The following is a 12,637-nucleotide window of genomic DNA, read 5'->3' as shown; positions in this document are numbered from 1 at the left end:
TTGCCCTTTATTGCTGGCTGATGAGTAGTTTGCGCCAGCCGGAATCGAGCTGCCAGCTCTTTGAGGTTTCGCCGTTGATTTGGAAGGGGCGCGGCAGATCGCTGATGCTCAGGCTCAAGCGGATGTCGGCAGCCACGTCGGCGGGGGCGGTGTCGGAGAGTGTGCCTTTATCGAGCACTTGCCAGTTGGCTACCGCGCCAACAGCCTTCAGTGCGGTGGGCAGGGTGCCGTATTCGGTGGAAAAAGAGCCGACGCTGACACGATAGCGGTCGGTGAGCGGATGGTAGGCGAGCTTGTAGTTGATGGTTTGTGCGGAGCCGACCAGCTGGCCGAGCCGCCAGCGGTAGGCGGCCAGGGTGGGCGATTGCAAGCGGTAGCTAAGTTGGAAATTAAGCGGCACGCCTTGTTTGAGGGCTACCTGAAGCTGGCCGGGCAGCTCGGTTTGGAAGCGGCTGTTTACCGACAGGCGGCCGTCGGTGGTGAGCGTGGCGCTGGAGCGGGTAACGTTGATGCCTTCCGCCTGTGCACCCACGGTTACGAAAGCCAGCAGGCAGCAGGCGAGCAGGCTAAGCAGTTTTGTGGATAAGCGCGTAATAGAAGCCATCTTGGTGCTGGTTGGGTAACAGGGTTTCGCTGCGTGTGCAGGCAGCGTCGGGGTGGCGTTGCAAAAAGGCTTGCAGCTGGCTGCCGTTTTCTTCGGCAAACAGCGAGCAGGTGGACAGGAGCATCCTGCCGCCGGGCTTGAGCGTGCGCCACAGGGCATCGAGCAGATCAGTTTGCTGGGCGGCTGTGTTCTTGGCATCCTGCGGACGGCGCAGCCATTTGATGTCGGGATGGCGGCGGGCAACGCCCGAGGCGGTGCAGGGCACGTCGGCCAGCACTGCGTCGAACAGAAGACCATCATAACACGAAGTCCATTGCCGTGCGTCGGCGGCGTGCAGCTCGGCGCTTAGATTGAGGCGGCTTAGGTTGTCGCGCACTTGTTGTAGGCGGGCGGGGTCGATATCGATAGCGGTAAGTGTGCAGTCTGCCCATTCGAGCAGGTGGCCGCTCTTGCCGCCGGGTGCGGCGCAGGCATCGAGTACGCGTTCGCCGTTTTGCACATTGAGCCAGGCGGCGGCTTGTTGTGCGCCCCAATCCTGTACAGACACGACGCCTTCGGCAAACAGCAGCAGGGCGGAAACAGGTACGGGCGTGGCCAGCATTACTGCGTGGCTGCCGAGGATTTCGGCCTGCATGCTGTGTTCGGCTAGGATTTTCAGGTAGCCTTCCGCATCGGTGTGCCGGCGGTTGATGCGCAGGGTCATCGGTGGATGGCTGTTGAAGGCTTCGGTGATTTGCAGCCAGTGTTCGGGGTAGTCTTGTTGCAGCCGTTCGAGCCACCAGTCGGGCAGGTTGTAGCGGCCTTCCAGGCTTTGCTGCGCCTGCTGCATCAGGCTGTCGCGCTCGCGCAGGAAGCGGCGGAGCAGGGCGTTGGTGAGGGCTTTGTATTGGCCTTTGCCGATTTTGCCGGCGGCGCGTACGGCTTCGTTTACCACGGCATGGGCGGCGTTGCGGCTGTAGGCGAGCTGGTAGAGGGCGGCCAATATCAGGCTGCGGATGTCGGCGCGGGGCAGGGGCTTGTTCAGCATCAGGCCGAGCAGGGAGTGCAGGCTACCTGAAAAGCGCTGGCAGCCGTAGGCAATATCTTGCAGCGCACCGCGTTCTTGGGCGGAGAGCTGTGGGTGGTCGCGCCAGATTTCGGCCAGCACGTCGGACAGATTGCGCCCGGCTTCAACGGCCGCCACGCTGTGGGCGGCGAGGGTTTGTATGTTGGCTAGGCTCATGCGTGTTCTGCTCCGAAGCGGCTGCCGACGGCAATAGGATGGCCGGCTAGGAAAGCGGCAGCTTCCATGCGGGCGCTGCCGGCAGGCTGCATGGTTTGAATCAGCAACGAGCCGCTGCCGCAGGCTACCTGAATACCGTTTTTATCGGCTTGTAACACGCTGCCAGTCACGCCGCCAGCGAAACTAGCTTGTGCAGCCCAGATTTTCAGTGGTTTGCCGTGGTAGTCGCACCAGGCACCGGGCACGGGGTTGAAGGCACGGATACAGCGTTCGATGGCTTCGGCGGGCTGCGTCCAATCGATTTGGGCATCGGCTTTGCTTAATTTGTGGGCGTAAGTGATGCCGTATTCGGGTTGAGGCTGGGCGTTACGTTGAGTATAGTGTTGCAAATCGGCAACAATGGCGCGTGCGCCGATTTCGGCCAGTTTGTCGTGCAGGGTTTGGGCGTTGTCGTTGGGGAGAATCGGGCAGGGATGGCGGCTGATAACGGCACCGGTGTCGAGTCCGGCATCCATTTGCATGATGCAGATGCCGGTTTCGCTATCGCCTGCTTCAATAGCACGCTGGATGGGGGCGGCACCGCGCCAGCGCGGCAACAGCGAAGCATGGATGTTGAGGCAACCGTAGCGCGGGATGTCGAGCACGGCTTGCGGCAACAATAAGCCGTAAGCGGCCACTACCATGATGTCGGCTTCCACAGCACGCAGCATTGCTTGTGCCGATTCGCTTTTCAAGCTTTCGGGTTGGGCTACCTGAAAACCGAGTTCGAGCGCAGTTTCTTTCACTGGAGAAGCTTGCAGCTTCATGCCGCGCCCTTTGGGGCGGTCGGGCTGGGTGAGCACCAGCGGGATATCGAAGCCGGCTTCGGCAATGGCGCGCAGGGCCGTGGCGGCGAAATCGGGGGTGCCGGCAAAAATTACTTTGCGAATCATGGTTTCAGGTAGCCTCTTGCTTGGATTAGAGCGTGTGTTTGTCGAGTTTCTTCATCTTGGTTTTGATGCGTTCCTGCTTCAGGCGCGACAGATATTGCACGAAAACTTTGCCGTCGAGGTGGTCGATTTCGTGCTGAATGCAGATGGCTTGCAGGCCGTCGGCTCGGATGGTGTAGGGCTTGCCTTCTGCATCCAGCGCTTCGGCTACGATGCTTTCGGCTCGGGTTACTTTGTCGTATATGCCTGGCACGGATAGGCAGCCTTCTTCATACACAGTTTCGCCGTCGCGTTCGATAATCACTGGATTAATCAGTACTTGCAGTTGGTCGCGGCTTTCGGATAAGTCCATCACCACCACACGCTCGTGTACGTCCACTTGCGTGGCGGCCAGGCCGATGCCTTTTGCTTCATACATGGTTTCGGCCATGTCGGCCACCAGTTGTTTGATGCGCTCGTCCACCTGTTCTACCGGTTTGGCCACTAGGTTCAGGCGGGGGTCGGGATAGCGCAAAATATTCAGTAAAGCCATTTGATTTCTCTCTTAAGTGTGCATAGATAGACACGTTCTTGTTGCAGTTGTAACGGTTTTTTCGCCTGAATACTGGCGCAAGATACCTAAAATGTTCTATGATTCCGTTAATTTCATCAACAACAACGTAAATAAAGCGTTATCAGGTTCGTTAATCCTAAAGGGAAACTCTCTCATGAGAAAACATATTATAACCTTGCTTTGCGCCATTGGCTTGACTGTTTCTGCATTGCCCGCCGAGGCTGGTCCTCTGCGTGTGCGCCCCAACGCCCCTGCACGCTACACCGTGCGTACCGGCGACACCTTGTGGGGTATTTCCGGTAGATACCTTTATCGCCCATGGAAATGGCCGCAGTTGTGGGGCGCCAACCGCCGCACCATCCGCAATCCTCATCTGATTTATCCGGGCCAAGTGTTGGTGTTGCACTATGTAAACGGCCAGCCGCGCCTGCGTATAGACAACGCCGGCGGTATCCCCACCGTTAAATTGCAGCCGCGCGTGCGTGAAACTTCTTCCGGTTATGGCATCTCTACCCTCAATCTGAACTACTACCGTATGTTCATGAAACATCCGCAGGTGATTGCCCGCCGCACCACCCAAGATGCGCCGCGCATCATCGCCGGCCCGGAAGGCAAAACCATGTACTCCTTGGGTGACCGTATTTATGCCTACGGTATTACTGAATCGGGCGAATACTTGGTTTACCGCCCGGTTAAAGACATTATCGATCCGGAAACCGGTAAATTTATCGGCCAGCTGGTTGTGTTCAGCGGCAAATTGGCCACTCTGCCGGTAACCAGTACTGCTTTGGCCGAACGTTCTGAAAGCGATCGTCAAGCACTGCCGGACAACCAATACTACACCCGCCATCATCCTCTGGTGAAAGTGCCGACCGAAACCGCACAAGCTTTGCAGATTCGTGAGCAAGTGGCTGAAATCCGCCAAGGCGACTATCTGCTGCGCTATAACGGCGAAGAGGACGCCTTCAATATGATGCCGCATGAGCCGGAAAACCAAGTGCGTGCCCGCATCGTGGATGTACTGGATGGTATCAGCGAAGCCGGCCGCTTTAGCACCATTATCCTGAACAAAGGCTCGGCTGATGGTTTGGATAAAGGTACCGTGGTAAGCCTGTACCGTCAGAGCCGCCAAGTGCGCACCGATATCAATCCTAGCCCGACTGTGAAGTATGTAAGTATTCCGGCTGAAGAAATAGGTTTGGCTATGGTGTATAACGTGGGCGAACATGTTTCTTCCGCTATCGTGCTGGAGTCTAGAGTAAACGTATCAGTGGGTGATTTGGCCACCGAACCCGGCCATGATTTGGATGATATGGGGCATCAGTACCGCCACGAGCCCAACAATCCGCAAGGCCCGTATGAATACGACCATCACCAATACGACTTACGCAGCAATATCGATCCGACCCGCTAAGCGTGAAGAAGTGTGATGGAATCAAAGGCTACCTGAAAATTCAGGTAGCCTTTTGTTATAGGATATGGTGTTGGAATAGGCAGAAATACTGTCGGGATGCCTTCAAAGGTAGCGGGTATAGTGGGTTTGAATTTATTGTATCGATGTTGTATTTATCTTTTTCAAGTTTCAGGCAGCCTTGAGTAATCATTGTACCGGGCACAGGTATCCAAGTGATGGCTAGCTGAAATGTTGCGCCCATAGTTTCCGCATGATAGGGGTGATGGGAAATTCATCATCCAAGTCTTCATCCAGCAGAGACCAATAGCGCGCGAGCGGGTGGAAATCCTGCCATTGCTGTTCTAGCAAGGCACAAATAGTGTGTTCGATTGCCGAATCGGGTGTGGCTTCTTCAGCCAGGTAATCATTGAATGAGGCAAGGATGAGCCCCATCAAGTCGAGCTGCTCTTGGTGTGAGAAGCTGCCGGTTTGGTAGGCATGGATGAACTCGGGCAGGCGATCCGGGTTGGCGTTTTCCAATTCCCAGTCTTGCATGTTGGGGTGGCAGGCTAGGCCGAGAAGGCTGCTGAGTTTTTCGTAGAAGTGCATAGCTGAGAAGAGTTTTTCTATTGGCTGACTGGATGATAAAGGCTACCTGAAAATTGCTGGCTGGCATTTTCAGGTAGCCTTTTACTGTTTGGGTTGGCAGAAACCACTTACCAAACTGGTTTACTAGTTCAGCCGTTGCAGGCGGGCGATACGGTCGTCGAGGGTAGGATGAGTGCTGAACAGGGAGCGCAGGGTGCTGTCGTTGATGCCTATGGCGGCCATTTGGGGTGGCAGGCTGCTTTGGCTGCCTTTGAGCCGTTGCAGGGCGCAGATCATTTTGGGTGCGCCCACCAGTTTGGCGGCGCCGGCATCGGCACGATATTCGCGCTGGCGGCTGAACCACATCACGATGATGCCGGCCAGCCAGCCGAAGACCACTTGCAGCACCATGCTGACTATGGTTTGGATGGCGTTGCTGCCGCCATCTTGCTGCCGATTTTGGCGCAGGGAGGAGGCAATCACGGAAGCGATAATTTGGGAGAAAAACAGCACGAAAGTATTCACCACGCCTTGAATCAGGGTGAGTGTAACCATATCGCCGTTGCCGACGTGGGCCATTTCGTGTGCGAGCACGGCTTCCACTTCGTCGCGGCTCATGAGTTGCAAGAGGCCGGTGCTGACGGCAACCAGCGAGCTGTTGCGGCTGGCGCCGGTGGCAAAGGCATTGGGCTCGGGCGATTCATAAACGGCCACTTCGGGGGTTTGCAGGTTCCATTGTTTGGCCTGTGCTTCCACCACGCGCACGAGCCAATCTTCGGTTTCGTTGCGCGGCTGGCGGATAACGTAGGCACCCACGGCCTGCTTGGCGCTGCTTTTCGACATGAGAAGGGCAATCAGCGAGCCGGAAAAGCCGGTGATGGCGGAGAGCAGCAGCAGGCCGGAGATGTCTTGCGGATTGAGTCCGAGCAGCCCGAACAGCAGGCGGGCGGCCAGGAGCACGGCCATATTGGTGAGGAGGAAGAGGATTATGCGCTTCACGGTATCAGTCTGGGTGGTTTGGTTTCAGGTAGACTTTGGGCTTCTGCTTTATGTTTACTACTGGCCGCTGCGGCATGATGTTGTTGTGCCGCTTTGGCAGGAATGTTGTTGGGTGTGCTGTTGGATACGGTAGTTTCTTGGCGAAACTGGTTTATTGCTTTTATGCGGTAAAACAGAGGTTTCAGGTAGCCTTTTATTGTTGCGGTAATCAGGCAATATATTGCCATAAAATCGCTGCTTTGAGGCTACCTGAAAATCAGTTCTTGGTTTCTTAATCGTTAAATCAACCGACCATCAATCCAGCTGGGCGACAGTTTTACCGATGCCGCGCAGTTGGGCAAGTTTTTGTTCCACAGTTTGCTGCTGGCGGCGGAATTCAGCCAGCTCGGCAGTGGTGAGCCGTTTGGCGGGCAGGGCGACCCCGGCGGGGTTGACCGGCACACCGTTGAGGCGTACTTCGTAGTGCAGGTGCGGGCCGGTGCTGCGGCCGGTGGTGCCGATGAAGCCGATGATGTCGCCGGCGCGCACGCGCTGACCGGGGGCGGCATTGGCGGAAAACGCGCTCATGTGGCCGTAGAGCGTTTGCATACTGTCGTTGTGGCGCAGGATTACGGTGTTGCCGTAGCCGCCTTTGGGGCCGCGGAATTCCACGATGCCGTCGGACGGGGCGTGAATCGGCGTGCCGGTAGGAGCAGCATAGTCGATGCCGGTGTGCATGCGCAAATAGCCCAATATCGGGTGGACGCGCACGCCGAAGGGCGAGCTGATGCGGCTGCCCGGCACGGGCTGGGTCTCAAACCCTTTTTTCAGCGGCTGGCCGTGTTCGTCGTAGTAGCGGCCGTTGCCGTCTTCGCCGAAATAGTAGGCGCGGTAGAGCTTGCCTTGGTGGCTGATTTCTACGGCGAGGATGTCGCCCATGGAAATTTGTTGGCCGTGAAAGTAGTTTACCTGATAAAGAATGCGCACGGTATCGCCGGCTTCGAGTTTGTAGAGATCGAGCCGGTTGCTGAGCAGTTCGCGCAGGGAGTCACGGACTTCGGCAGGGATTTCGGCACGCGACATGGCGCCGGCGGTGGTGCCGCTGGAGCGGATAATAACGGATTTGAGCGTGGACAGGGTGGTGGTTTTTACGTCGTCGGTTTTGGCCTGCCAGCGGTTGCCGGCATAGGCTAAATCAACCAGTTGGGTTTCGCCGTTGTCGTCGTCGTTGAAAAACTGCACCTGCACGGGGCGGCGCTGGGCATCGAGCCTGAGGCTGACGGTTTGATCGGGGTGCAGGTGGGGCTGTTTGCCTTCTGGGGCGGCGGCTTGGGTGATGTCCTGAATTTGTTGGGCGGAAATGTTGAAGCGTTCCAACACGTTGCGCAGGGAGTCGCCGGGCTGGATGACTTCGTCGCTCCAGTAGCCGGTGGCCGGGGTTTTGCCTTTGGCGCGCACGGTGGCGAGTTTTTCCACGATGCGTTTGCTCTGCATCGCGCCTTCCGGCTTGGCCGAGGCGGCGGCGATGATGGCAATCAGGATGAATACGCCCAGCAACGCAGCGGCCGCAACAAGGGCGATGCGGGCGCGGCGGGGCAGGCGGGAGAATAGGGTGGATGGGGACACGGTTGGGCGGGATGCCGTTGCGGCAAACGGGTCTATCGGAAGCACGTTATTTTAATGGATAGGCAGGGCGGGGCGGTTGCCGCTTTGCGGTTTTTTACTTGTTATTGAACTAGGGTGCGGCTGGAAACCGACACAGGAGCGGCAAACGGTTGGGTTTGGTTGGGGATTTTGGCTTCAGGTAGCCTGTTCTTTGCGTAAAGGTTACCTGAAAAATATTGTGAATGCTGGGTAGCGGCTGAACGCAGTATGTGGCGTTGGCTTATGCCCTTGCTGAATGATTTTCAGGTAGCCTGTACCGTTTGCAACAGGCTACCTGAAAATCGTATTAACGTTTGGTGCATTAACCATCCTGCTGCTGATTGAGCTGGATAAATTCGGCCATGGTCATATCGGCGGCGGTGATGGCGGGGGTCATGATTTGCTGCACGGTGCGGCCGATGGAGTCGTTGGTGTCGCTATGGCTGCCATACACGAACAGCTGGAATAAGTCGGCCACGCGGATGGCTTCGGGGCTGGTTTTCAGCATCCAGCCGTTGCGCAGGCTTTGTGCAATGTAACCGCGTCGGGCGAGTTGTTCCAACAGGTCGCCCAGCTCGTCGTAGCCCATTTGGATATGGCGGCGGAACTGTTGGGTTTTCAGGCTTTTGCCTTGGCTTTGTGCTTGGGCGAGCAGGGTGAGGATACCCAAGGCGTCGTGAAACCGCGTGCCGTGGCAGCCTTGGCGGCGGAAGGCATCGCCTTCCCAGTAGGAAAGCGAGGCGGCCAGGAGTGCACCGCTGAGGATGACAATCCAGTTTAAGTTGAGCCACAGCAGAAACATTGGCACGGCGGCAAAGGTGCCGTACACCAACTGATAGCTGTTGAAGTTGGCCACATATACGCCGAATCCACGCCGCAACAGCTCGATAGACACGGCCGCCAGCGCGGCGCTGAGCAGGGCGTGGCGGAGGGGCACGTAGCGGGCTGGCACAAGCTTGTAGAGCAGGCAGAGCATGCTCCAGGTGGCGGTGAGGGCAACCGTGAATTGCAGCAGCGAGGCGAGCAGCGGATAGTGCAGATAAAACAGGGTGCGCCGCCACACCACGCCCCACAGCGACATACCCACGCCTACCAGCAGCGGCCCCAGGCTGAGTAGCGCCCAATATACCAGCACTCGGGTAACGATGCTGCGTGGGCGTTTTACTCGCCAGATTTGGTTGAAGGTGCGCTCGATGGTGTGCACCAGCATCAGCGAGGTGATGATCATCATGGCGATACCGATGGCGGTGAGGCGGCTGGCGTGGTCGCGGAATTGGAAAATATAGTCGCTCACTGCCGCCACGCCGGCCGGCATCATGATTTCCGACACCAAGCGGTGAAACTGGGCAGAAAAATCGGCAAACACGGGAAAAGCGGATACCACCACCACGACCACGGTAAACAGCGGCACCAAGGCCAGCAGCGTGGTAAATGTGAGGCTTGACGACACCTGCGGAATGTTCACTTCATAAAAACGCGCATAGAGAAAACGGGCAAACGCCAGCGTCCGCGAGTGGCGCAGGGGTTCGGGCAGGGAGAATTTTGGCAGTAGGCGCATGGTGTGTTGGGGCTACCTGAAAATCTGTTTTGGTTTTTTCAGGTAGCCTGTATATTTGGTTTAAATGACGGCGGCTGAATGTTTTAAAATAATAGCGTTGCGAGCCAGCCGAATCAGTCGGCTTGCCGCATTGTAAAATAATGTTATTGAAAAGACAAAACCGCCCTGCCAGTGCAGGGCGGGAGCGAGGCAAACCATGAACATCACCGTATTGGCCGTGGGCAACAAAATGCCCGGTTGGGTGGACGAAGCCGTGAAGGAATACGCCAAACGTTTCGGCCGCGACATCAAATACACCTTGAAGGAAATCAAGCCGGAAAAACGTGGCGCGGGCGTGAATGCGGCGCAGGGCATGGCGGCGGAAGAAAAACGCATCTTGGAAGCCATGCCGGCCGATGCGTTTTTGGTGGTGTTAGACGAGCGCGGCGTTGCGCCCACTTCGCAGGAGCTGGCAGGCCACCTGAAAAAATGGCAGCAGAACGGGCAGCATGTTTGCATGGTAATCGGCGGGGCAGACGGGCTCACCGAGCGCATCAAACAACAAGCCGGCCTGATGCTGCGCCTCTCCAGCCTTACCCTGCCGCACGGCATGGTGCGCGTGTTGCTCACCGAACAGCTGTATCGGGCGGTGTCGATTCTGCACAATCATCCGTACCACCGTGAGTAATAGTTTGGTGAAAACCGCGCATAAAAAATCGCCCCGACAAAAGCGGGGCGCAAAAGGAACACAAACCACTACCAAAATTGGGCATCCTGCCATCAGGCAGAATGTTGAAATTTGGCGGTTCGGCACAAGGCAGAGCAACCTTGCTTCGCCGAACGTGAATGCATCATACCGAAAAGCAGTCTAATTAGCAAATGATAATTATTTTTATTATATTAAAATGATGTAATATCTTGTTAATTTGATGCGTTACAACTTATAAAAAATAATATAAATCAACGAAGTAAAGCCTGAATCTGCCTATCAGCAGCTACTCTAACATTTCCCGTAAGCTCACTCTAAATCAGCGCATTGTTGGCACGACTGCCAATCCTGATTCAAAGTTAATCTGCTATGGGGTAAGATGCCGACCGTTTGCCAACATTATAAAGCCCTGCCTTGATGAAACATTTGCGCCAAATCATTCTTGATACAGAAACTACCGGTTTCTACTACGACCGTGACGACCGCCTCATCGAATTTGCCGGCCTGGAAATGATCGACCGCCGCCTCACCGGCAACTATCTGCATTTATACGTCCATCCCGAACGCGACATTCCCGAAGAAGCCGCCAAAGTGCACGGCATTACGCTAGACCAGCTCGAAGGCAAGCCCAAGTTTGCCGAAATTGGGCAGCAGATCGCCGATTTTATTGCCGGCGCCGAGCTGGTTATCCACAACGCCCCGTTCGACGTGGGCTTTCTCAACGCCGAATTCCGCCGTGCCGGGTTGCCGAGCGTGGAGGAGCTGACTGCTAATGTGGTGGATACGCTGGTGATGGCGCGCGCCATGTATCCCGGCCAGAAAAATTCGCTGGATGCCTTGTGTACCCGCCTCGAAGTGGATCGCAGCAAACGCGTATTCCACGGCGCATTAATCGACTGCGAATTGCTAAGTGAAGTCTATCTGGGTATGACCCGCTCGCAATTCAGCCTGGCCGACCAGTTTGCCGAAGAAGAAAGCGCCGAGGCCGATGCGCCTGCTGTGGTGATTGCACCCACCGAACGCCCGGCGCAGCTGAAAGTATTGGTTGCCAACGCCGAGGAAAATGCCGCTCACGAAGCCTATCTGGACGAATTGGACAAAAAAGCCGAAGGCGGCAGCATTTGGCGGAAAACGCCATGAGCCGCTATATCGCCCTCGTGCCTGCTGCCGGCGTGGGCAGCCGCTTCGGCGCCGCCCTGCCCAAACAATACGTGCAGATAGCCGGCCGCACCGTGCTGGAACACACCCTGCGCCGCCTGCTGGTCGAGCCGCAGATCGTTCAGGTAGCCGTGGTGTTGGCGCGGGATGATGCGTGGTTTGAGCGGGAAGTGAGGCTACCTGAAAATTTGGCCGCCAAACTGCGAACGCTGTATTGCGGCGGCGAGAGCCGTGCTGAAAGCGTGTTTAACGGGCTGAGTTCGCTGTTGAAACACGGCGTGATGCGGCCGGACGATAAAGTGCTGGTGCACGATGCCGCCCGCTGCTGCCTGCCGGTCGAAGCCTTGCAGCGGCTGCTGCAAGAAGCCGGGCAGCATTCGGTTGGCGGCATTTTGGCTTTGCCCGTGGCCGATACGCTCAAGCGCGGCAACGGCGAAAATCACATTGCCGAAACAGTGAGCCGAAGCGGTTTGTGGCAGGCACAAACCCCGCAGTTATTCCCCGCCGCCTTGCTGCAACGGGCGCTGGCTGATGCCAATCCGGCAGAAATTACCGACGAGGCCTCCGCCGTTGAGCGGCTGGGTTTGCAGCCCCTGTTGGTGCAGGGCGACAGCCGCAATTTAAAATTGACTTGGCCGGCAGACGAGAGGATTGCACGGCTGCTGTTGCAGGAAGAGGCTACCTGAAAAAATTCAGGTAGCCTGTTAAGTAGTAACGAATTTATCAAGCCAAACTTGCTGCTTAATAAGTACGCTAGAAGAAGATGATTATGACTAAAAGAATAATCTTTGCATGCGGCATATCTACTTTATTTTTATTTGTTTATTTTCTTTTTGGCTATAAGGAAATAGATGAAACAAAGTTACAAGGCCTTCATGACGGGCATATCCAGCTTAATGAAATAACAAATTTCAAATGGGATTATGCTGATTTATATGTACATAATGTAGATTTTCAGAAAATAGTTTTCTATAAAAATAATCATGTTGTTTTTACAGAAACGGTTCAGTTAAATAAATATGGCGATTTAGTATCTCAGTATTTGTTTACTGGTGAACGTGATGGCACATTGTACTATAAATGTAGCTTTGAGAGCGGAAAACTGCAATTTGTTGGAAAAGAGAAATTGGAATTATCCGGTGGTTTTCTTTATTTTTATAAGCCGATTGATTGTGTCCCTAACCAGGTTAATCCATTAAAGTAGGCTGGTATGAGAACCTGTTTTATAAAAGGCTACCTGAAAGTGCCATCTGGTTTTCAGGTAGCCTGAAAGAGCGGGCAAACTGCTGTTTGGAAGCGGTTTGCCCGTTGGTTTTGGCCGG

At 55.7% G+C, this 12,637-nt stretch carries 13 protein-coding genes; 5 read left to right on the top strand and 8 right to left on the bottom strand.

All coding sequences use genetic code 11. From position 1 onward, the window contains the following. Positions 1–7: 7 nt before the first annotated feature. From ACO6EE_RS06560 to def, 4 genes are read right to left on the bottom strand one after another with little or no spacing between them, the layout of a single operon-like run. Complete coding sequence (locus tag ACO6EE_RS06560) at positions 8–604, bottom strand: DUF4390 domain-containing protein (RefSeq protein ID WP_485960095.1); 597 nt, start codon at positions 602–604, stop codon at positions 8–10. After that, a complete protein-coding gene (gene rsmB, locus ACO6EE_RS06555) occupies positions 567–1,826 on the bottom strand; it encodes a 16S rRNA (cytosine(967)-C(5))-methyltransferase RsmB (RefSeq protein WP_485960093.1) in 1,260 nt (419 codons plus the stop codon). The genes ACO6EE_RS06560 and rsmB overlap by 38 nt, the downstream gene beginning before the upstream one ends. Next, positions 1,823–2,758: a methionyl-tRNA formyltransferase gene (gene fmt, locus ACO6EE_RS06550; RefSeq protein ID WP_485960091.1), complete on the bottom strand. Its 936-nt coding sequence runs from the start codon at positions 2,756–2,758 to the stop codon at positions 1,823–1,825. The genes rsmB and fmt overlap by 4 nt, the downstream gene beginning before the upstream one ends. Before the next feature lie 25 nt (positions 2,759–2,783). Beyond that, entirely contained in the window at positions 2,784–3,287 is a 504-nt protein-coding gene (def, locus tag ACO6EE_RS06545) for a peptide deformylase (RefSeq protein ID WP_485960090.1), read from the bottom strand. A 175-nt stretch (positions 3,288–3,462) separates the two neighbouring features. Here def and ACO6EE_RS06540 point away from each other — a divergent pair, with 175 nt between their 5' ends. Beyond that, on the top strand, positions 3,463–4,722 hold the full coding sequence (locus tag ACO6EE_RS06540) for a LysM peptidoglycan-binding domain-containing protein (protein ID WP_485960089.1): 1,260 nt from the start codon (positions 3,463–3,465) through the stop codon (positions 4,720–4,722). A gap of 219 nt (positions 4,723–4,941) precedes the next feature. Here the strand turns inward: ACO6EE_RS06540 and ACO6EE_RS06535 are convergent, their stop codons facing one another. The 4 genes from ACO6EE_RS06535 to ACO6EE_RS06520 form a co-directional block, all read right to left on the bottom strand. After that, positions 4,942–5,310: a hypothetical protein gene (locus ACO6EE_RS06535; RefSeq protein WP_485960087.1), complete on the bottom strand. Its 369-nt coding sequence runs from the start codon at positions 5,308–5,310 to the stop codon at positions 4,942–4,944. Positions 5,311–5,433: 123 nt separating this feature from the next. Beyond that, the gene (gene htpX / locus ACO6EE_RS06530; protein WP_485960085.1) at positions 5,434–6,288 is read right to left on the bottom strand and encodes a protease HtpX; all 855 of its coding nucleotides are present in this window, start codon (positions 6,286–6,288) and stop codon (positions 5,434–5,436) included. Positions 6,289–6,582: 294 nt separating this feature from the next. Next, on the bottom strand, positions 6,583–7,893 hold the full coding sequence (locus ACO6EE_RS06525) for a peptidoglycan DD-metalloendopeptidase family protein (RefSeq protein ID WP_485960084.1): 1,311 nt from the start codon (positions 7,891–7,893) through the stop codon (positions 6,583–6,585). Positions 7,894–8,233: 340 nt separating this feature from the next. Then, positions 8,234–9,469, bottom strand: a complete 1,236-nt coding sequence (locus tag ACO6EE_RS06520; RefSeq protein ID WP_485960083.1) for a YihY family inner membrane protein — start codon at positions 9,467–9,469, stop codon at positions 8,234–8,236. 196 nt (positions 9,470–9,665) lie between these two features. Between ACO6EE_RS06520 and rlmH the strand changes: the two genes are divergently transcribed. The 4 genes from rlmH to ACO6EE_RS06500 all read left to right on the top strand — a co-directional run bounded on the left by rlmH (position 9,666) and on the right by ACO6EE_RS06500 (position 12,519). Continuing rightward, positions 9,666–10,136, top strand: coding sequence for a 23S rRNA (pseudouridine(1915)-N(3))-methyltransferase RlmH (gene rlmH, locus ACO6EE_RS06515; protein ID WP_485960082.1), 471 nt, complete (start codon positions 9,666–9,668; stop codon positions 10,134–10,136). A 438-nt stretch (positions 10,137–10,574) separates the two neighbouring features. Then, positions 10,575–11,297: a DNA polymerase III subunit epsilon gene (gene dnaQ, locus ACO6EE_RS06510; protein ID WP_485960080.1), complete on the top strand. Its 723-nt coding sequence runs from the start codon at positions 10,575–10,577 to the stop codon at positions 11,295–11,297. Beyond that, positions 11,294–12,001: a 2-C-methyl-D-erythritol 4-phosphate cytidylyltransferase gene (ispD, locus tag ACO6EE_RS06505; protein WP_485960078.1), complete on the top strand. Its 708-nt coding sequence runs from the start codon at positions 11,294–11,296 to the stop codon at positions 11,999–12,001. The genes dnaQ and ispD overlap by 4 nt, the downstream gene beginning before the upstream one ends. A gap of 83 nt (positions 12,002–12,084) precedes the next feature. Next, on the top strand, positions 12,085–12,519 hold the full coding sequence (locus ACO6EE_RS06500; RefSeq protein ID WP_485960076.1) for a hypothetical protein: 435 nt from the start codon (positions 12,085–12,087) through the stop codon (positions 12,517–12,519). Positions 12,520–12,637: the final 118 nt, after the last annotated feature.

Source organism: Eikenella sp. (assembly GCF_057315495.1).
Note: the sequence above shows the minus strand (reverse complement) of the source record. Positions and strands in the feature narration are given on the sequence as shown.

Excerpts from the sequence above, each read along its gene's own strand:
- ACO6EE_RS06560 (WP_485960095.1), bottom strand. The coding sequence starts at position 604 with ATGGCTTCTATTACGCGCTTATCCACAAAACTGCTTAGCCTGCTCGCC.
- rsmB (WP_485960093.1), bottom strand. The coding sequence starts at position 1,826 with ATGAGCCTAGCCAACATACAAACCCTCGCCGCCCACAGCGTGGCGGCC.
- fmt (WP_485960091.1), bottom strand. The coding sequence starts at position 2,758 with ATGATTCGCAAAGTAATTTTTGCCGGCACCCCCGATTTCGCCGCCACG.
- def (WP_485960090.1), bottom strand. The coding sequence starts at position 3,287 with ATGGCTTTACTGAATATTTTGCGCTATCCCGACCCCCGCCTGAACCTA.
- ACO6EE_RS06540 (WP_485960089.1), top strand. The coding sequence starts at position 3,463 with ATGAGAAAACATATTATAACCTTGCTTTGCGCCATTGGCTTGACTGTT.
- ACO6EE_RS06535 (WP_485960087.1), bottom strand. The coding sequence starts at position 5,310 with ATGCACTTCTACGAAAAACTCAGCAGCCTTCTCGGCCTAGCCTGCCAC.
- ACO6EE_RS06520 (WP_485960083.1), bottom strand. The coding sequence starts at position 9,469 with ATGCGCCTACTGCCAAAATTCTCCCTGCCCGAACCCCTGCGCCACTCG.
- rlmH (WP_485960082.1), top strand. The coding sequence starts at position 9,666 with ATGAACATCACCGTATTGGCCGTGGGCAACAAAATGCCCGGTTGGGTG.
- dnaQ (WP_485960080.1), top strand. The coding sequence starts at position 10,575 with ATGAAACATTTGCGCCAAATCATTCTTGATACAGAAACTACCGGTTTC.
- ispD (WP_485960078.1), top strand. The coding sequence starts at position 11,294 with ATGAGCCGCTATATCGCCCTCGTGCCTGCTGCCGGCGTGGGCAGCCGC.
- ACO6EE_RS06500 (WP_485960076.1), top strand. The coding sequence starts at position 12,085 with ATGACTAAAAGAATAATCTTTGCATGCGGCATATCTACTTTATTTTTA.